Origin of the sequence: Streptomyces sp. SP17BM10 (genome assembly GCF_036322405.1) — a bacterium.
In the GTDB taxonomy this organism is placed as follows: domain Bacteria; phylum Actinomycetota; class Actinomycetes; order Streptomycetales; family Streptomycetaceae; genus Kitasatospora.
Genome location: NZ_JAQYXB010000529.1, coordinates 1 through 16,065, shown reverse-complemented (window position 1 = coordinate 16,065; position 16,065 = coordinate 1). Strand labels below are relative to the sequence as shown.

Annotated in this window: 17 protein-coding genes, 1 tRNA gene and 2 pseudogenes; 6 read left to right on the top strand and 14 right to left on the bottom strand. The window is 74.8% G+C overall.

Annotated elements, in window-relative coordinates; translation table 11 throughout:
* Positions 1–59: 59 nt before the first annotated feature.
* The 8 genes and pseudogenes from PUR71_RS11090 to PUR71_RS11050 form a co-directional block, all read right to left on the bottom strand.
* A complete protein-coding gene (locus PUR71_RS11090; RefSeq protein ID WP_329926577.1) occupies positions 60–1,331 on the bottom strand; it encodes a sensor histidine kinase in 1,272 nt (423 codons plus the stop codon).
* Positions 1,324–2,694, bottom strand: a complete 1,371-nt coding sequence (locus PUR71_RS11085; RefSeq protein WP_329926575.1) for an FtsX-like permease family protein — start codon at positions 2,692–2,694, stop codon at positions 1,324–1,326. Before PUR71_RS11085 ends, PUR71_RS11090 begins: the two co-directional genes overlap by 8 nt.
* Positions 2,695–2,699: 5 nt before the next feature.
* Positions 2,700–3,455, bottom strand: a complete 756-nt coding sequence (locus PUR71_RS11080; protein WP_443077420.1) for an ABC transporter ATP-binding protein — start codon at positions 3,453–3,455, stop codon at positions 2,700–2,702.
* 355 nt (positions 3,456–3,810) lie between these two features.
* Entirely contained in the window at positions 3,811–4,251 is a 441-nt protein-coding gene (locus PUR71_RS11075) for a hypothetical protein (RefSeq protein WP_329926573.1), read from the bottom strand.
* A 211-nt stretch (positions 4,252–4,462) separates the two neighbouring features.
* Positions 4,463–4,822, bottom strand: a complete 360-nt coding sequence (locus PUR71_RS11070) for a hypothetical protein (RefSeq protein ID WP_329926572.1) — start codon at positions 4,820–4,822, stop codon at positions 4,463–4,465.
* Between the two features lie 31 nt (positions 4,823–4,853).
* Positions 4,854–6,158 (bottom strand): hypothetical protein, encoded by a 1,305-nt coding sequence (locus PUR71_RS11065; protein WP_329926570.1) that lies wholly within the window; start codon positions 6,156–6,158, stop codon positions 4,854–4,856.
* Positions 6,159–6,314: 156 nt separating this feature from the next.
* Positions 6,315–7,085: pseudogene (locus PUR71_RS11055) on the bottom strand (VIT1/CCC1 transporter family protein).
* A pseudogene (locus PUR71_RS11050) lies at positions 7,082–7,507 on the bottom strand (IS5 family transposase); the annotation flags it as partial. The pseudogenes PUR71_RS11055 and PUR71_RS11050, both read right to left, overlap by 4 nt.
* Between PUR71_RS11050 and PUR71_RS41255 the strand changes: the two are divergent.
* Together PUR71_RS41255 and PUR71_RS41250 are read left to right on the top strand one after the other, a co-directional pair.
* Positions 7,445–7,858: a multicopper oxidase domain-containing protein gene (locus PUR71_RS41255; protein ID WP_443077421.1), complete on the top strand. Its 414-nt coding sequence runs from the start codon at positions 7,445–7,447 to the stop codon at positions 7,856–7,858. The pseudogene PUR71_RS11050 and the gene PUR71_RS41255 sit on opposite strands and share 63 nt — an antisense overlap.
* A gap of 126 nt (positions 7,859–7,984) precedes the next feature.
* Complete coding sequence (locus PUR71_RS41250; RefSeq protein WP_443077419.1) at positions 7,985–8,518, top strand: multicopper oxidase domain-containing protein; 534 nt, start codon at positions 7,985–7,987, stop codon at positions 8,516–8,518.
* Between the two features lie 75 nt (positions 8,519–8,593).
* On the opposite strand, the gene PUR71_RS11040 is transcribed toward PUR71_RS41250, so the two are convergent.
* Entirely contained in the window at positions 8,594–8,950 is a 357-nt protein-coding gene (locus PUR71_RS11040; RefSeq protein ID WP_329926568.1) for a hypothetical protein, read from the bottom strand.
* Between the two features lie 498 nt (positions 8,951–9,448).
* On the opposite strand from PUR71_RS11040, the gene PUR71_RS11035 reads away from it, so the two are divergent.
* The 3 genes from PUR71_RS11035 (at position 9,449) to pgm (ending at position 11,747) form a co-directional block, all read left to right on the top strand.
* Positions 9,449–9,528, top strand: a tRNA-Tyr gene (locus PUR71_RS11035).
* 57 nt (positions 9,529–9,585) lie between these two features.
* Entirely contained in the window at positions 9,586–9,885 is a 300-nt protein-coding gene (locus tag PUR71_RS11030) for a YciI family protein (RefSeq protein ID WP_329926566.1), read from the top strand.
* 221 nt (positions 9,886–10,106) lie between these two features.
* The gene (gene pgm / locus PUR71_RS11025; protein WP_329926564.1) at positions 10,107–11,747 is read left to right on the top strand and encodes a phosphoglucomutase (alpha-D-glucose-1,6-bisphosphate-dependent); all 1,641 of its coding nucleotides are present in this window, start codon (positions 10,107–10,109) and stop codon (positions 11,745–11,747) included.
* Between the two features lie 90 nt (positions 11,748–11,837).
* Here pgm and PUR71_RS11020 read toward each other — a convergent pair whose 3' ends face one another.
* The 3 genes from PUR71_RS11020 to PUR71_RS11010 form a co-directional block, all read right to left on the bottom strand.
* Positions 11,838–12,242, bottom strand: a complete 405-nt coding sequence (locus tag PUR71_RS11020; protein WP_329926717.1) for a MarR family winged helix-turn-helix transcriptional regulator — start codon at positions 12,240–12,242, stop codon at positions 11,838–11,840.
* Between the two features lie 292 nt (positions 12,243–12,534).
* Positions 12,535–12,807, bottom strand: coding sequence for a hypothetical protein (locus PUR71_RS11015; protein ID WP_329926562.1), 273 nt, complete (start codon positions 12,805–12,807; stop codon positions 12,535–12,537).
* A gap of 122 nt (positions 12,808–12,929) precedes the next feature.
* Complete coding sequence (locus PUR71_RS11010; RefSeq protein ID WP_329926560.1) at positions 12,930–14,165, bottom strand: MFS transporter; 1,236 nt, start codon at positions 14,163–14,165, stop codon at positions 12,930–12,932.
* 171 nt (positions 14,166–14,336) lie between these two features.
* On the opposite strand from PUR71_RS11010, the gene PUR71_RS11005 reads away from it, so the two are divergent.
* Complete coding sequence (locus PUR71_RS11005; RefSeq protein ID WP_329926558.1) at positions 14,337–14,675, top strand: ArsR/SmtB family transcription factor; 339 nt, start codon at positions 14,337–14,339, stop codon at positions 14,673–14,675.
* A gap of 96 nt (positions 14,676–14,771) precedes the next feature.
* Here PUR71_RS11005 and PUR71_RS11000 read toward each other — a convergent pair whose 3' ends face one another.
* Entirely contained in the window at positions 14,772–15,224 is a 453-nt protein-coding gene (locus PUR71_RS11000) for a hypothetical protein (protein WP_329926557.1), read from the bottom strand.
* Positions 15,225–15,535: 311 nt separating this feature from the next.
* Positions 15,536–15,742: a hypothetical protein gene (locus PUR71_RS10995; protein ID WP_329926555.1), complete on the bottom strand. Its 207-nt coding sequence runs from the start codon at positions 15,740–15,742 to the stop codon at positions 15,536–15,538.
* Positions 15,743–16,065: the final 323 nt, after the last annotated feature.

The following is a 16,065-nucleotide window of genomic DNA, read 5'->3' as shown; positions in this document are numbered from 1 at the left end:
GGGCCCGGGTGGACCCGCAAGCCTGTGGCAGCCGCCGACTCGCTGCCTCAGACGGACGTTCAGAGGTGCATCGGCAGCTCCGCGGTGACGGCCGTCGGCCCGCCGGGCGGGCTGTCGATGCGCAGGACGCCGTCCACCGCCGCGAGCCGCTCGGCCAGCCCGGCCAGGCCGGTGCCGCCTCCCGGGCCGGAGCCGGGCGCCGCGCCTGTGCCGAGCGCCGCGCCGCCCCGGCCGTCGTCACGGACGGTGAGGCGGATCCGTCCGTCGGCGGCGTGCGCGGTGAGCTCGGCGGCCTGTGCGCCGCTGTGCTTGGCGACGTTCGTGAGCAGCTCGGCGGCGCAGAAGTAGACGGCCCGCTCGACGGCCGGGTCCGGGCGCTCCCGCAGGTCGAGGGCGACGGCGACCGGCACGGGCGAGGTGGCTGTGAGACCCGGCAGCGCCTCGCCGAGGCCGCCGTCCAGGGCGACCGGGTGGATGCCCCGGGTGAGGCGGCGCAGTTCGGCGATGGTGTCGTCGGTCTGGCCCCGGGCGCGGTCGACGAGGGTGCGCAGTCGTTCGGCGTCCGGCGCCGCCGCGGTGCGGGTGTCGCCGACCGCGTCGGCCGCCAGGGAGAGCGTGATCGCGAGGGCGACCAGCCGGGCCTGGGTGCCGTCGTGCAGGTCGCGCTCCAGGCGGCGGAGCTGGTCGGTGTTCTCCGCGAGCAGCGCGGCCCGCGCGCTCTCCAGTTCCCGGACGCGCTGCTGGGCGCGGGCCGGGCCGAGCAGCAGGCGGGCGAGCCACCGGTTCGCTTCGCCCGTCGCCCGGACGGAGGCGGGCACGGTGGCGGCGAGGGCCAGGCCGACCAGCGGGGCGGTGTCCAGCCAGTCGGCCGGCCGTGGCCCGTCCAGGAGGCGGGCCCAGAGCGGGAAGCCGATGAGCCAGCCGCACGCGAGGGGGAGCCCCACGGCGGCGGCGAACCCGAGCACGCCGACCGGCAGCCGCAGGACGAGGTAGAGCAGCGTGCGCCAGGCGACCGGGTCGGTCAGGACGGCCCGGCCGCGCGCGAACACGCCCGTGTTCCCCGGCAGCGGGGTCGGCTGCTCGACGCGGACACCGAGCAGCCGGGCGACCAGCCACCGGTGCAGGGTGCCGATCCCGCGCGCGCCGAGCAGCGCGACGACGACGAAGGGCAGACCGAGCACCGTGAGCGACAGCAGTGCCCCCACGTAGAGGACGGCGACCGCGTACACACCACCGAGCAGCGCGAGCGGCAGCCCGAGGGCGGCGAACGCCCACTCGCCCGTGTGCAGGGAGAAGCACGCCCGCCGCTGCCTCGACGCCGTCTCAGTCACGCCCGCCGCCCGCCAGTTCCGTCGCCGGGCCCGCGACCGCCCGCAGGCCCGTGACCAGGATCCCGGGAACGGTCAGCGCCACCGCGCCCGCCACGATCCACCCGCACGCGCCCGCCGGGACGGACGGCACCGCCGACCCCGTCACCGCCCGGCTGAACGCCGCCGACGCCGCCCCCGCGACCGCCGCGCCCAGCAGCACGCCCAGCGCGGCCGTCAGCACCGCCTCCACGCCCAGCATGCGCATCAGCAGCCCGCGCGTCGCGCCGACCAGCCGCAGCAGGGCGAACTCACGGCGCCGCTCGGCGGTCACGGCGACCAGGGTGTTGACGGTGGAGACGGTCGCGAAGCAGATCAACAGGCCCAACTCGGCCTGGCGCAGCCAGACGTCCGTCGAGGAGGTGACGCTGCCCGCGCCCGCCCGCGCGGAGTGGCCGACGGTGCTAGTCATGATCGACATGGTGCCCGACAGCCCGACCAGCAGCGCCACCGGGACCACGGCGGACGACAGCCGCCGCGCGTACCCGCGCAGGTTGGCATCGGCGAGCCACCCCGCACCGGGGACGAGCACCCGTATCGGCGCCCCCAGGGCGGCCACCAGCCCGCGCGCCACGAGCGGCCCCACCAGCGCCGTCGCGACGAGCAGCACCAGCGACCCGAACAGCGCCGCCTGAGCGGCCTTGTCCAGGTCCCCCGGGGACCTGGTCGCGGCCAGCCGCAGCAGGAGTCCGCCGCCCGCCAGCGCGCCGAGCCCGGCCAGCAGCCGCGGCAGGCCCGTCTTCCCCTGCTCGGTCGAGCTCGCGGTGAGCGCGGCCGCCGGCGTGATCCGGGAGATCCGACGCGCGGCCACCGCCGACGCCACCAGGCCCACGACCAGCGCAGCGGCGAGCGCGACCAGAATCGGCGCGGGAGTGCCCGGTATCCGCACGCCCGGCGCCGCCATCCCGCGCCGCTGCAACGCGGCCAGGAACCAGCGGGCCGCGACCGCCCCCAGGGCCCAGGCCGGCACCGCCACCAGCAACGTCGTCGCGAGCACCTGGCCGCGCACCAGCCGCCGCGCCTGCCGGGGCGTGGCCGCTATCGTCCGAAGCAGGGCGAGCTCGCGGTGCTGCTGCCGGAGCGCGAAGCCGAGGGCGTTCACGACCACGAAGAACGACACGAGCACGGCGATCTCACCGAACGCACCGGCGATCACCATCACCCCCGGCCCGGCGACGCCCCGCCGGGCGGCCGCCGGAGCGGCGGCCTGCGCGGCGATCAGCGAACCGAACAGCGTCACGGCGGCGATGGCCAGCAGCAGCGCGACCGCCAGCCCGACGAACGCGGCCGGCCGCCGGCGCATCTGCCCGAGCGCGATCGAGGTCACGGCCCTCACCCGCCCAACCGGCTCAGCCGCTCGCCGACGAGGGCGGCCGTGGGCCGCTCCAGCTCGTCGACCACGACGCCGTCGGCCAGCAGCACCACCCGGTCCGCGTACCCGGCCGCGACCGGGTCGTGCGTCACCATCACGCACGTCTGCCCGTCCTCGTCCACCCCCGCCCGGAGCAGCGCCAGGACCTCGTGCCCCGTCGCCCGGTCCAGCGCCCCCGTCGGCTCGTCCGCGAACAGCACCTCCGGCCGGCTCACGAGCGCCCGCGCGATCGCCACCCGCTGCTGCTGCCCACCCGACAACTGCCCCGGCCGGTGCCGCTCCCGCCCGGCCAGCCCGACCCGCGCTATCGCCTCCGACACCCGCCCCCGGTCCGGCCGTTCACCACCCAGCCGACCCGGCAGCTCGACGTTCTGCGCGACCGTCATCGCCGGCATCAGGTTGAACGCCTGGAACACGAACCCCACCCGGCTGCGCCGCACCTGCGCCAACCGCCGCTCCGGCAACCGCGACACCTCCGTCCCGCCCCACCACACCGACCCCCGGGAGGGCCGGTCCATGCCCGCCAGACAGTGCAGCAAGGTGGTCTTCCCGGACCCGGACGGCCCCATCACCGCCGTGAACGTCCCGGGCGCGAAGCCCACCGACACCCCGCGCAACGCCCGCACGGCACCCGCGCCGCGCCCGTACTCCCGGTACAGCCCCTCGGCCCGTGCGGCGAGGACCTCCGTCCCCGGTTCCATCGTCATCTCAGCCATGCCTCCATCCTGGGCAGGCGGAGCGCCGAAAACGATCGTGCTGGCCCCCGGATCCGGGGTTCGGATAACCGAACCTCCAGGACCCGGCCGGGCGGTCACGTGACCGTCGGCTGCGTTGGTCGTCGGTCCGGGTGCGGGGCGGGATGAACGCGGTGATCCGACGGATGCCGGATGGAGCGGCTGCGGCCGTGCCCGCCGATCGGGAACGGGCGTTGTGGGCGACGGCGGGACCACCGGCGGGCGACCGACGGGATGCTCCGCCACCGACGTTCCGTCGTGCCCGGTCCGTCCGCCGTAGCGGGACAGTCCTCGGCTCTGCACCTGCACGAGGGGCGAGGTAGTGGTGGCGGGCGGTTCAAGGGGCGGGGCGCAGGTCGTCCTGGTCCTTGAGGGCGCTGACCTGGTCGCCGTCGGCGGTGTACGAGACCACGCCGCTCCACCGGCCGTCCCTGCCCCGCCGCCACTCGGTGAGCAGGCCGGGCAGCCACCGGCCGTCCTCGCGGACCAGGCAGGGTTTGGCGGTGCGGGACGGCCGGTAGGCGGGGAAGCAGGGGATGCAGGCACCGCGGCCCTGGGCCATGGCGTCGGCGAGTGAGGTACGGGTGGGCTGGTGAACGTCCCGGCCGAAGCGTGCGGCGCGGGCCTGGCCGTCGGCGAGGGCTTCGCAGGCGACGGTCCGGTGGAAGACGGAGCCGCCGCGGGTGGTCCAGACGTCGGCGGTGAGCCCGTGCGGCACCGGCTTGCAGTGTCCGCACTGGCCGACTATGAGTCCGTGGTCGCAGCGCTGGTCGGTCATCCCGGCATCGTGCCCCGGCCACGGCCGACGGTCGATGACGGTCCGTCAGCCCGTTGTCGTCGAGGGACGGGTGGGGAGCACGCTCCTCACCGCGCGGTGTAGAGCCGGTCGACGAATCCCGGGACGATCTCGCGCATGCGGTCGGCGACGGGGGTCGGCGCGCCCCGTCCGGGGGCCAGGGCGCCCTGCCAGCCGAGGTACCCGGCGGTGTTCAGCGCCTGGGTGAGGTAGTCGGGGAACGAGAGCGGGAGCCGGGAGAGCGATTCGCCGACGTAGTGGAAGTGGACCGTGTCCTGGACCGCTCGACGGGGAGCAGGTTGATGGATCCCTCGTCGCCGATGCCGCCGATGCCGTCGGCGTCGCCCGGTGGCGTGTAGGTCCACTGCAGCGTGAAGCCGTTGAGCTCCCCGTAGAACTCCGCGGCGCCCGCCGGGAGGCGCCCGCCGGCGCTGCGCAGCGCCGTGTCGAGGACGCCGCGCGGCGCCGGGCCGGCGATCTCGATGCGGGTGAGGGCGAATCCCGCCGTGCCGTCCAGCTCGCGGATCCGCGACTCGACCAGGTCTCGGTACATGAGGTCCGTCACCTGCCTCGGTGGGATGGTTTCAGTCCAGTGTGCTGGCTTCCCGGCGGTTCGGCCGGTTCTTCCGGTAGTTGGCCGAGCGCGCGTGTTCTGCGAACCCGTCGCCGAACTCCCTCTTGTAGCCCTCCTGGAGGTTCGGCCGGCCGTTGATGAACTCCACGGGGTTCACCGGGTGCACCGCCGTTGCCCAGGCGTGGAGCACCTGGTAGCGGCCGGGGACCTGCTGCAGCGGCGCCGACTTGGCGAGCAGGCCGAGGAACCCGTCGAGGAGTCCCGCCCGGTGCATGTCGGTGCACAACGCGGCCTGACGGTCCGCCGGGTAGTAGGAGAACAGCAGCGGCCACGCGGGCACCAGTTGCATCGCGGGAGCGCCGAGTCCGGCCAGGAGACGGTGCCGGACCTCCGGCGGACAGACCATGATCACGTCTCGCTGCAGGTCCGGCGGATTGCCGAGGAAGAGGAAGGCGTCCTGGGCCGCCTGCGGCTCCTGGGCGTCGACCAGCGGCAGCAGGCAGTGCCTGAGCCAGAGGCGGGCGTCGGCCCCCAGCACGCGGCTCAGGAAGGCCATCCGGTCGGCGTGCGGCAGTGCGGTCAGGAACGTCGCCTTGTCCTGCGGCGTCTGAATGGCGTACAGGTCCGGATGGGCCTCCATGACCGCCCGCTTGAGACCGAGACCGACGACCGCCAGCACTTCGCCGCGGTACTGGTCGGTCCGGTTCTGCAGGTCCGCCACCAGCACCTGGGCCTGCTGGGGCGTGTCCGGCAGCTGCCGGTAGGCCTGCTGATCAAGCGGGGTGAGCGCGGCGACCGGCAGCGGGATCTGGGCCGTCCAGCTGCCGTTCTGGTCGGCCTGGCCGGCGAACCGCCCGATCCACCGCATGGCGATCCTGTCGGGGACGACGGTGGCGAGGTCGAGCGGGTTCCCGGGCCCGCGCTGGTAGCCGACCTGGGTGGTCAGGTCGACGGTGTAGCCGGACGCCACCAGGTCCTTGACCGGGGTCTCCGCCCGCGCGGACATCTCCGAGTTGACCTGGGCGGGCCCTGGCGCGAGGTTGAGCGGGTTGTCCCCCGGCCCGCCGAGCCGGCCGTTCCACAGGTGCATCCGCACGGCGTTGTCGTGCGCGTTCGCCGGCATCCTCCCGCCCAACTGCAGGCCCTGGTTGACCAATGCGGCCCAGCCGATCGGGTCGCCGGCCGCCTTGGGCTGGTTGTGGCCGTCCTCCAGCGGCGTACCGTGCAGGCCGGTGACCGTGACCGTCCCGGACCGGTTGCCGTCGCCGGTGTACCGGGGATCGTCGCCGTGCATGGTCGCCCCCCGGCTGTCCATCTGCGACCACCGCTGCACCACCGGCACGGCGGCGGAGCCGGACAGGGCTCCGGAGCCCGGCGCCGTTGTCGGTTCCGGCGACCGGGCCCTCCCGTTGCTGGACGACGTGCGTCAGCTCGTGGGCGAGGGTGTGGGCGTCCGCACCACCGGCGCCGATCACCAGGTGATCGCCATGGCCAGCGCGCCGCCGGCGACGTTGCGCACGACGGCCGGCCGGACGGGCGCGTTTCCCAGGCGCGCGGAGACCCAGCCGCACAGGGCGAGCGCGGCCAGGACCGCGACGACGGTCACGAGAACCCGCAGGTCGGCCGGGGGCAGCACGATGGCCAGCAGCGGCAGCACCGCGCCGACGGTGAAAGCCGCGAAGCTGGCCCAGGCGGCGTGCCAGGGGTTGGCGAGTTCCTCCGGGTCGATGCCCAGTTCGGCTTCGGCGTGCGCGGCCAGCGGGTCGTGCGCCGTGAGCTCGACGGCGACCTGGCGTGCCAGTTGCGGCGTCAGTCCCTTGGCGACGTAGAGGCCGGTGAGTTCGTCGAGCTCCGCCTCGGGCGTCGCGGCCAGTTCGCGGCGCTCCAGCGCGAGTGCCGCCCGTTCGGAATCGCGTTGCGTGCTGACGGACACGTATTCACCGGTGGCCATCGACAGGGACCCGGCCAGCAGGCCGGCCAGCCCGGCCGTCAACAGCTCCGTGGAGGTCGCCTTCGCGCCCGCCACGCCCACGACGAGTCCGGCGGTCGACACCACCCCGTCGTTGGCTCCCAGGACTCAGGCGCGCAGCCAGTTCAGCCGGCCGCCCAGGCCACCCGCCTCGTGCGGTTCGCCGGGGTGCCGTCCTGAGGCAGTGTCACGCTCTCGCCGGGCATCACCAGAACCGTTCACCTTCGCAGTATGTCGGTGCCCGCGCCTAGGACCTGTCGTCAAAGGGGTCATGCCCACATGAGGAGTGCGGCGAGGGTGACGGCGGCTTGGTAGGACTTGGCCGTCTTGTCATACCTGGTGGCGAGGCCGCGCCACTGCTTCAGGCGGTTGAAGCACCGTTCGACGACGTTGCGTTGCTTGTAGAGCTGCTTGTCGAAGGCGGGCGGGCGGCCACCTTGGCGGCCCCGCCGCTGTCGGTTGGCGACCTGGTCGCGGCGCTCGGGAATGGTGTGGGTGATGCGGTGGCGCCGCAGCCACGCGCGGATCGCCTTTGAGCTGTAGCCCTTGTCCCCGAGGACGTGGTCGGGGCGGATGCGAGGCCGACCCGGGCCGATGCGGGGCACTCGGATGGCGTCCATCAGGGTGGTGAACTGCGTGCAGTCGTTGGTGTTTCCGCCGGTGAGAACGAATGCCAGCGGGCGGCCGAATCCGTCGACTACACCTATCCCAACGACCAGAGCCACGCGAACCTCTGGTTCCACGACCACGCCCACCACGCCGAGTCCGAACACGTCTACCGCGGCCTGGCCGGCTTCTACCTGCTCACTGACGCCACCGAAGCGGCCCTGCCCCTGCCCGCGGGCCGCTACGACCTGCCCATCGCCCTGCGCGACGCCCGCTTCGATGCGGACGGCGGCCTCGTCTACCGCATGGACGACCCGTACAACCGCACCACCATCCTCGCCAACGGCCGCCCCTGGCCGCGCGTGGAGGTCGCCGCGCGCAAGTACCGCCTGCGCCTGCTCAACTCCTCCAACCTGCGCTTCTTCTCCCTCAGACTCTAGGACGGCGGCCCGATCACCCAGATCGGCTCCGACGGGGGCCTGCTGGAACGCCCCCACGTCACCGACACCGTCGACCTCTCGCCGGGCGAGCGCGCCGACGTCGTCATCGACTTCTCCCGCTACCGCGTGGGCACCGGCGTCACCCTCACCAACGCCATGCCCCCCGGCCCGCCCGAACACGTCGGCCAGGTCCTGCGCTTCGACGTCACCCGCGCCGCCCACGACCCCAGCTCCGTGCCCGCCCGCCTGCGCACCGTGCCCGCCCTGCCCGAACCCGACCGCACCCGCACCGTCGTCCTCAGGGTCGACGAGGACGGGCGCGCCGAACCCCGCGCCATGATCGACGGCAGGACCTACGACCCGGAGCGCGTCGACGCGCGCATCACCCACGGCACCTCCGAGGCGTGGACGGTCACCAATGCCAACAAGGACGTGCCGCACAACTTCCACCTGCACCTCGTGCAGTTCCGCGTCCTCGACCGCATCGGGCGGCCGCCCGGCCCCGAGGAGTCCGGCCTCAAGGACACCGTGCGCCTGCTGCCCGGCGAAAGCGTGCGCCTGCAGGCCGTTTTCGACTCCTACCGCGGCCGCTACCCCTACCACCGTCACCTGCTCGACCACTCCGCGATGGGCATGATGGCCCAGATGGAAATCTCCTGACCGCCCCCTTGGGGGCCGCCCGCCCACTGGACGGCCCCCGGGGGATCAGGCCGCGTCGATGCCCCTTCGCCGCACCTACCGCCCCGCCTCCGGCCCCGGTCCCGCATCCGGTCCCGTCTCCGGTTCCAGCCTGCGCAGTGCGCCGGTCACCCGCTCCAGGACCTTCGCCCGGTGCGGGTGGTGCGCCGGGACGAGGGCCAGCGCCGCCAGCGCCTCCTCGAGCAGCGCCCGCCGCCGACCGGGCAGGTGCGCGACCTGCGCCGAGCGGCTCGACTCCTCCAGGACGTAGGCCAGCCGTGAGGCGTACACCTGCGGGCTCACCGCGAACAGCAGCCGGTAGACGGCCAGTCCATCGGGCGCGTGCAGGATCTGCCGGTCGTGGCTCAGCAGCCGCATCCGCGCCCTGAGCACCAGATCCCGGTCCATCGTCATGAAGCCCCCTTCGTATCGCTCTTGCCCCACCCCACTCCGCCCCGGCGCAGCGCGAAGCGCGCCCCGGCTCCCGAAGGCGGGGGCCGGCACGGGGCCGCAGAGGTGGATGCCGACGAGTCTGCGGTGCGGCGCGGGACCGCACAAGGCGAAACCCGGGTGCTCTGCGTCCTACCGCAACCACCCGCTGACCTGGCAGGATTGGACTCGCACACACCCCGGACGGGCCCGCGGAAAACCGGTTGCCCCTCCCGCGCGGACGCGGCAGAGTGATCCCCGACGACGCGATCGACCGCGCACGGCGAGGCAATGAAGGGGGACTTGGCGATGCACCGCACCTATCCGGGTTCCCCGCGCTATCGCGCGATCCGTCCCGCCGCGCGCTGAAGCCGCCGCCGGCCCGCGCCGCTTCGGCGCTTGTTTCCCCGCGTTCCTTTCTGCCTCTCCTCGGCTCTTCGCGTGTGCCGGGCACCGCAGTTGAGGTTCCGTTTCCTTCTCCGAGGGCGAGCTGGGCACTGGCGAGCCCAAGGGCCTGTAAAGCCCCCGCTTCGGCTGTGGCGGTTCGAATCCGCCCTCGCCCACCTCGGAACCCCCGCCCCGGCCGGTCGTGGCCGGCGGGGCGGGGCTAGCCTGGGTGCATGTTCGTTCTGGAGCTCTCGTACACCGCCCCGCTGGAGCGCATCGACGCCCTGCTGCCGCAGCACGTCGAGTGGCTGAACGGCCACTACGCCGACGGCACGTTCCTGGCCTCCGGGCGCAAGGTGCCGCGCGACGGCGGCGTGATCCTGGCGGCGGGCGAGGACCGGGCCGCGATCGAGGCGCTGGTGGCCACCGACCCGTTCGTGCGCGAGGGCGTGTGCGCCTACCGCGTCACCGAGTTCCTGGCCACCGTCACCGCCCCCGCCCTGGACGCCTACCGCCAGCAGCTGCCCGCCTGACCTCCGCCGCAGGCCGTCCGTCCGCCGCGTCCGTCCGCCGGTTCCGCTCCCGGTGAAAGATCGTCCGGATTCGTCCGGTTCCGGCTGTCGTGGCCCCGGGGTGTTCCCCGGGGCGTGTAGTGTGCCCCGTCCCGGTCGGCCGGTACGGGGCACGGTCGCGTTCTGGTTACGATCGGTCGCACGGGGCAAGGACGCGCAGGACTGTGGCGGGAGAGAGACGGATGGCACACGCACGGGCCGGCCGACAGGCCGAGCCGGGTGATCTGGTGGACGTGGCGCGGCTGGTGACGGCCTACTACGCGCTGCACCCCGACCCGCAGGAGGCGGGTCAGCGGGTGGCGTTCGGGACGTCGGGGCACCGGGGCTCGTCCCTGGACGCGGCGTTCAACGAGGACCACATCGCGGCGACCACGCAGGCGATCTGCGAGTACCGGGCGCTGCAGGGTTTGGCGGGGCCGCTGTTCCTGGGCGCGGACACCCACGCGCTGTCGGAGCCGGCGAAGGTGACGGCCGTGGAGGTGCTGGCGGCCAACGGCGTGCAGGTGCTGCTGGATTCGGCCGACGGCTACACGCCGACGCCGGCGGTCTCGCACGCGATCCTGGCCCACAACCGGCGCAGTCCGCGCGCGCTGGCGGACGGCATCGTGGTGACGCCCTCGCACAACCCGCCGCGCGACGGCGGCTTCAAGTACAACCCGCCCAGCGGGGGCCCGGCCGGCTCGGAGGCGACCGGCTGGATCCAGGACCGCGCCAACGAGCTGATCCGCGAGGGCCTGCGCGGGGTGCGCAAGGTGCCCTACGCGCGGGCGCTGGCCGCGGCCACCACCGGCCGCTACGACTACCTGGGCGCCTACGTCGAGGACCTGCCGCGGGTGCTGGACCTGGACGCGGTGCGCGCAGCGGGCCTGCACATCGGCGCGGACCCGCTGGGCGGGGCGTCGGTGGCCTACTGGGGGCGCATCGCCGAGGCCCACCGCCTGGACCTCACCGTCGTCAACCCCGAGGTCGACCCGACCTGGCGGTTCATGACGCTGGACTGGGACGGCAGGATCCGCATGGACTGCTCCTCCCCGTCCGCGATGGCCTCCCTGATCAGGCGCCGCTCGGAGTACCGGATCGCCACCGGCAACGACGCGGACGCCGACCGGCACGGCATCGTCACCCCCGACGGCGGCCTGATGAACCCCAACCACTACCTGGCGGTGGCGGTGGACTACCTCTACCGCCACCGCGGCGACTGGCCGCTGGACGCCGCGGTCGGCAAGACGCTGGTCTCCTCCTCGATGCTGGACCGCGTCGCCGCCGACCTGGGGCGCGAGCTGGTCGAGGTTCCGGTCGGCTTCAAGTGGTTCGTCGACGGCCTGCTGGAGGGCTCGATCGCCTTCGGCGGCGAGGAGTCGGCCGGCGCCTCGTTCCTGCGCCGCGACGGCGGGGTGTGGACCACGGACAAGGACGGCATCCTGCTGGCGCTGCTGGCCTCCGAGATCACCGCCGTCACCGGCGCCACCCCCAGCGCCTACTACCGCGAGCTGACCGCGCGCCACGGCGCCCCCGCCTACGCCCGCGTGGACGCCCCGGCCGACCGCGAGCAGAAGGCCCGCCTGGCCCGCCTCGCGCCGGAGCAGGTCACCGCGGGCGAGCTGGCCGGCGAGAAGGTGACCGCGGTGCTGGCCAAGGCCCCGGGCAACGGCGCCGCCATCGGCGGCCTCAAGGTGTGCACGGACAACGCCTGGTTCGCCGCCCGCCCCTCGGGCACGGAGGACGTGTACAAGATCTACGCCGAATCCTTCCACGGCCCCGAGCACCTGGCCCGGGTGCAGGAGGAGGCCCGCGCGCTGGTCGGCGAGGTCCTCGGCGCCTGACGCGCCCGGCCCGGGTCCCGTGCCCCGTCCCGGACTCCCGGGGCGGGGCACGTGCATGTCCGCGGCCGGGGCGGGGCCGGGACCCGGGGGCTACGGGGCGGCGAAGGGCCCCTGCTCGGCGAAACGGGCCAGGCCCCGGGCGAAGACCTCCGCCTCGCCGGGCGGCCAGGAGGCGAGCGCCTCCTCGATGCCGCCGGCCAGGCGCCGGCGCATCACCTCCACCGCCTCCTCGCCGGCCGTCGTGAGCGCGAGCAGGGTGGCGCGCTGGTCGCGGGGGTCGGCCTCGCGGCGCAGCAGGCCGGCGTCCTCCAGGCGGGTGGCGCGGCGCGAGACGCCGGAGCGGTCGAGGCCGATCTCGGCGGCCAGGTCGGCGGCGCTGCACGGCCCGAAGCGGGCCAGGCCGCTGAGGACGGGGTAGGTGACCTCGTCCACGGCCTCGTCCAGGCCCGCGGTCAGGCGCCGGTAGAGGGTGGTGCGGGCGGGGCGGCGCAGCAGGACGGCGAGGGCCTCGGCGACGGTGTCGCCGAGCGAGGGGGCCTTTGAGGGGACGGGGGAGGGCGAGGCGGGGGACGGGGATGCGTCGGGGCTGTGGTTCACCCCCCGATCGTAGCGTGCGCGGCGCACGCATCCCGAGCAGAGTCTCCAGAAAGCGGGCGCCGCGCACGCAGCTCGGTTCCGGCCGCCCCGGACCGCACCACTCCCATGCCCCGAGGAGGCACTCCGTGACCACCACCCCCGCCACCATCACGGCCGCCATCCCCGCCATCCCCGCCACCCCCGCCGCCACTCACGCCACCATCACCGCCGCCATCAACGACCTGCTCTTCACCCCTCCCCGCCCCTGGAGGACGCCATCGAGCGGCACTTCGCCGCCGACGACCGCCAGCGCACCGACGGCACCTGGGCAGACCGCGCCGGCTTCGCCGAGCACATCGGCCACCTTCGCGCCGTCGTCGCCTGCGGTTCCATCGATGTCCACGAGGAGTTTCACGCCGACGGGCGCCCCGCCGACCGCCACGCCGTCCATGTCGTCAAGACCGACGGCAGCGAGGTTCGGCATGGAGGTCTACGTGTCCGGCGAGTTCGGCCCTTGCAGGCGCTTCGCCCGCATCGAGGAGACCACCCTGCTCCTCAAGGGCGCCGAGCCCGACCGCGACCTCGACTCCGCCCGCGCCTGACCCCTCACCGCCGCACCGGGGCGGGGACCTGATCGACCCCTGCCCCCGCCGCTGTCCCCGCGGCCACCGCGGTGCGCTCCGCCCCCGCCGGTGTCCCCACGATGTGCTGCGTCCGCGTGGTCGCCGCCGCCATCCCCGCCGCCACCAGCGCCAGCACCGCCGCCGCCAGTGGGAACAACCGCGCGCCCAGTACGGCGATCGCCCAGCTGCCCGCCACCCCGCCCGCCGCCGTCCCCAGGTACAGCGCACTGGAGTTCAGCGAGATCAGCAGCGGCGCGCTGCCCGGATCCAGGGACGCCAGCCGGTGCGGCAGCGCCACCGACACCGCCCACCCCGCCAGCGGCGTCACCACCGCGTACACCAGCGCCCCCGCCATGCTGCGCCCCAGCCACGGCAGCGCGGCGAACGCGCCGGCCGCCACCAGCGAACCGGTCAGCAGCACCCGGCGCACCCCCACGCGGTCCACCAGGCGCCCGCCCAGCCAGCTGCCCGCCACCGACGCCGCCCCGGTGACCGCCAGCACGGTGCTCAGCCGGCCCGCGTCGCCCCCGGTCGCCCCGGCGACCGCGGTCGCCAGGTAGATGTAGACGCTCTGGAAGGCGAGGAAGAAGGCCAGCGTGGTGGCCGCCGCCCCCAGCACCCGGGGGCGCCCCAGCGGTGCCAGGCGCGCCGCGAGGCCCGCGGCCGCGACCGGCGCGGGCAGGGCGCGCAGCAGCAGCGCCAGCCCGGCCAGCGCCGCCAGGCCCAGCGCCGTGACCAGCCACATCGTCAGCCGCCAGTCGCCGCGCCCCACCCAGGTGCCCACCGGCACCCCGAGTGCGGTGGCCACCGTCATCCCGCCCAGCACGGTGGCCAGCGCCCGCCCGCGCCGCTCGGGGGCCACCAGTGCGGTGGCCACCGCGTTGGCGGCCGGCGTGTACAGCGCCGCCCCGGCCGCCGCCAGCACCCGGGTGGCCAGCAGTGCGGCGAAGGTGGGCGCGAGGGCGCTGAGCGCGTTGGCGGCGGTGAACACCGCGAGCGCGGTCAGCAGCAGGCGCCGGCGCGGCCAGCGGGCGGTCAGCGCCGCCAGCACCGGCGCCAGCAGCGCGTAGCCGAGCGCGAAGACGGTGACCAGCTGGCCGGCGGCCGGCACGGACACCCCCAGGTCGGCGGCGACCGGGCCGAGGATGCCGGCCACGACCATCGAGTCGGTGCCCACGGCGAAGGTGCCGAGGGCGAGCAGGAGCAGGCGTACGGGCATGGGAAGGGAACCCCCCGATTGTTGGACGATCGCGCAACAGTTTGACGCTCGTCAAACACTAGGGATTGGTGGATGATTGTCAAACCAACGCCCCGGCGCCCCGGCGTCCCGGTGCCCGACCGCCTGCGACCGCCCACCGCCGTCCGTGACCCCTGCGAGGACCCGAGCGCCATGACCGAAGACGAGCGGCTGCCCCAGCCCGCCACCGCCGACCTCGACCTCGTCACGGTCCTGGCCGCCCTCGGCGACCCCGTGCGCATGCGCCTGCTCCTGAGCTACGCCGACGGCGCCGAGCACTCCTGCGACCCGCGCGGCCTGGGCCTGGACCACCTCCACAAGTCGACCGTCTCCCACCACATGCGCGTCCTGCGCGAGGCGGGCGTCACCACCACCCGCGTCGCCGGCCGCAACCGCTTCGTGAGCCTGCGCCGCACCGACCTCGACACCCGCTTCCCCGGCCTGCTCGACGCCCTCCTCGCCGCCGCCCCGGCACCGGCCCCGGTGTCCTGACGCGCGGTCCGTCGCGACCCGTGAACACGGCGCGGCGCCGGCCACCGTGGTGGTGGCCGGCGCCGCGCGCGGGTCGGGTCCTGCGGTGTCCGGCCGTCAGCCGGTGGGCATGGTGGTGCCGGTCAGGGTGTCCAAGGGGCGCCCAGCCGGGCATGCCGGGCTTGTGGGCGGTGTGGTTGACGGCGCCGGTGGTGGCGGCGAAGAGGTCCACGGAGGGCGCTGGGGGAGCCGGCGAACTTCCGGTCGTAGATGGCCGCCCAGGGGCTCCAGTCGCGCATGGCCCGGGTCGTGGACCGCGTTTGCGGTCGGCGCGGTGGCGCTCGCGCGCACCTGCTGGATCCAGGCGCCGAGGTCGTCGACGCGGGTGCCGGTGGCGCCGGTGCGGGTTTCGGTGGCGGGGGTGCCCAGGCAGCCGCCCTGCCAGGATCGGGAGGCGACGGCGGCGAGTTCGGCCTTGCCGTCCGTTTCGCCGATGGCGGGGGCGCCGGTGTCGCCCTTGCAGATGACCGACCCGCTCTGGCCGGTGACGGCGACGGCGGTCGCGTTCACGCTGTCCAGGCTGAACACGCCGGTGTGCACCGGCGGCGGGCACCCATGCGTCCTTGGTACGGCCGTAGCCGGCCACGCGCAGCTTCCCGCCCGCGGCCGGTGCGGCCGACGCCACGGCGAGCGGGGCGACGCCCTGCACGGAGGCGGCGAGGCGGGCCAGGACGAGGTCGCGGTCGGCGCGCGGCGCGAGCCCGAGGACGTCCAGGGCCCTTGCCGCCGATGGTGGCGGTGGTCTTCCACTTCGGTGCGCCGGCCTGCAGTGCCTGCGGCTGGGCGGGGTCGTCGGAGAAGCAGCTCGCCGCGGTGATCACTCAGGACGGGTCCACCAGCGCGCCGGTGCAGGCGCGCTGGTTGTCGCCGATGGCGAGCCTGGCGGTGTAGGCGTGGGCGTCGTCGGCCGCCACGTCGCCGACGACGGCCCCGGCCGGGGCGGAGGCGAAGGCGTTCAGCGCACCGGCGGCCGCGGCCACCGCGAGCACGCCCGCCCGGCGCGAGCGGGACGAAGTGCTGAGGGACATGGGAGGGTTCCCCCTTCGGAGACGGGATCGGGACGAACGGCGATCGCAGCGAGCAGCGAGTGGCAAGTGGCGACGGGGCCGGGACAGTCGGCGCCCCGCCGGGCCGCGCGGCCGTGGACGGCCGCCGGGCCCGGCGGGGCGGGGAAGCGGCGGGTCAGCCGTTGTTGGAGAAGAGCTGGACGGCGTTCCAGTCCCAGTTGCCGCTGGCGGGGGTGGACTTGGGGGAGGACTTGAACGCGCCGATGTGCCCGCTCGTGTCCGCCAGCGCGGTGTAGTAGTCGATGGAGCCGTCGGGGCGGCGGTAGAGCATGGCGAGGTCGGTG

Excerpts from the sequence above, each read along its gene's own strand:
- PUR71_RS11040 (WP_329926568.1), bottom strand. The coding sequence starts at position 8,950 with ATGACGATGGACCGGGATCTGGTGCTCAGGGCGCGGATGCGGCTGCTG.
- PUR71_RS11015 (WP_329926562.1), bottom strand. The coding sequence starts at position 12,807 with ATGCCGAACCTCGCTGCCGTCGGTCTTGACGACATGGACGGCGTGGCG.
- PUR71_RS11005 (WP_329926558.1), top strand. The coding sequence starts at position 14,337 with ATGACCGAAGACGAGCGGCTGCCCCAGCCCGCCACCGCCGACCTCGAC.
- PUR71_RS11030 (WP_329926566.1), top strand. The coding sequence starts at position 9,586 with ATGTTCGTTCTGGAGCTCTCGTACACCGCCCCGCTGGAGCGCATCGAC.
- PUR71_RS11080 (WP_443077420.1), bottom strand. The coding sequence starts at position 3,455 with ATGGCTGAGATGACGATGGAACCGGGGACGGAGGTCCTCGCCGCACGG.
- PUR71_RS11075 (WP_329926573.1), bottom strand. The coding sequence starts at position 4,251 with ATGACCGACCAGCGCTGCGACCACGGACTCATAGTCGGCCAGTGCGGA.
- pgm (WP_329926564.1), top strand. The coding sequence starts at position 10,107 with ATGGCACACGCACGGGCCGGCCGACAGGCCGAGCCGGGTGATCTGGTG.
- PUR71_RS11070 (WP_329926572.1), bottom strand. The coding sequence starts at position 4,822 with ATGTACCGAGACCTGGTCGAGTCGCGGATCCGCGAGCTGGACGGCACG.
- PUR71_RS10995 (WP_329926555.1), bottom strand. The coding sequence starts at position 15,742 with ATGTCCCTCAGCACTTCGTCCCGCTCGCGCCGGGCGGGCGTGCTCGCG.
- PUR71_RS11010 (WP_329926560.1), bottom strand. The coding sequence starts at position 14,165 with ATGCCCGTACGCCTGCTCCTGCTCGCCCTCGGCACCTTCGCCGTGGGC.
- PUR71_RS11065 (WP_329926570.1), bottom strand. The coding sequence starts at position 6,158 with ATGGACAGCCGGGGGGCGACCATGCACGGCGACGATCCCCGGTACACC.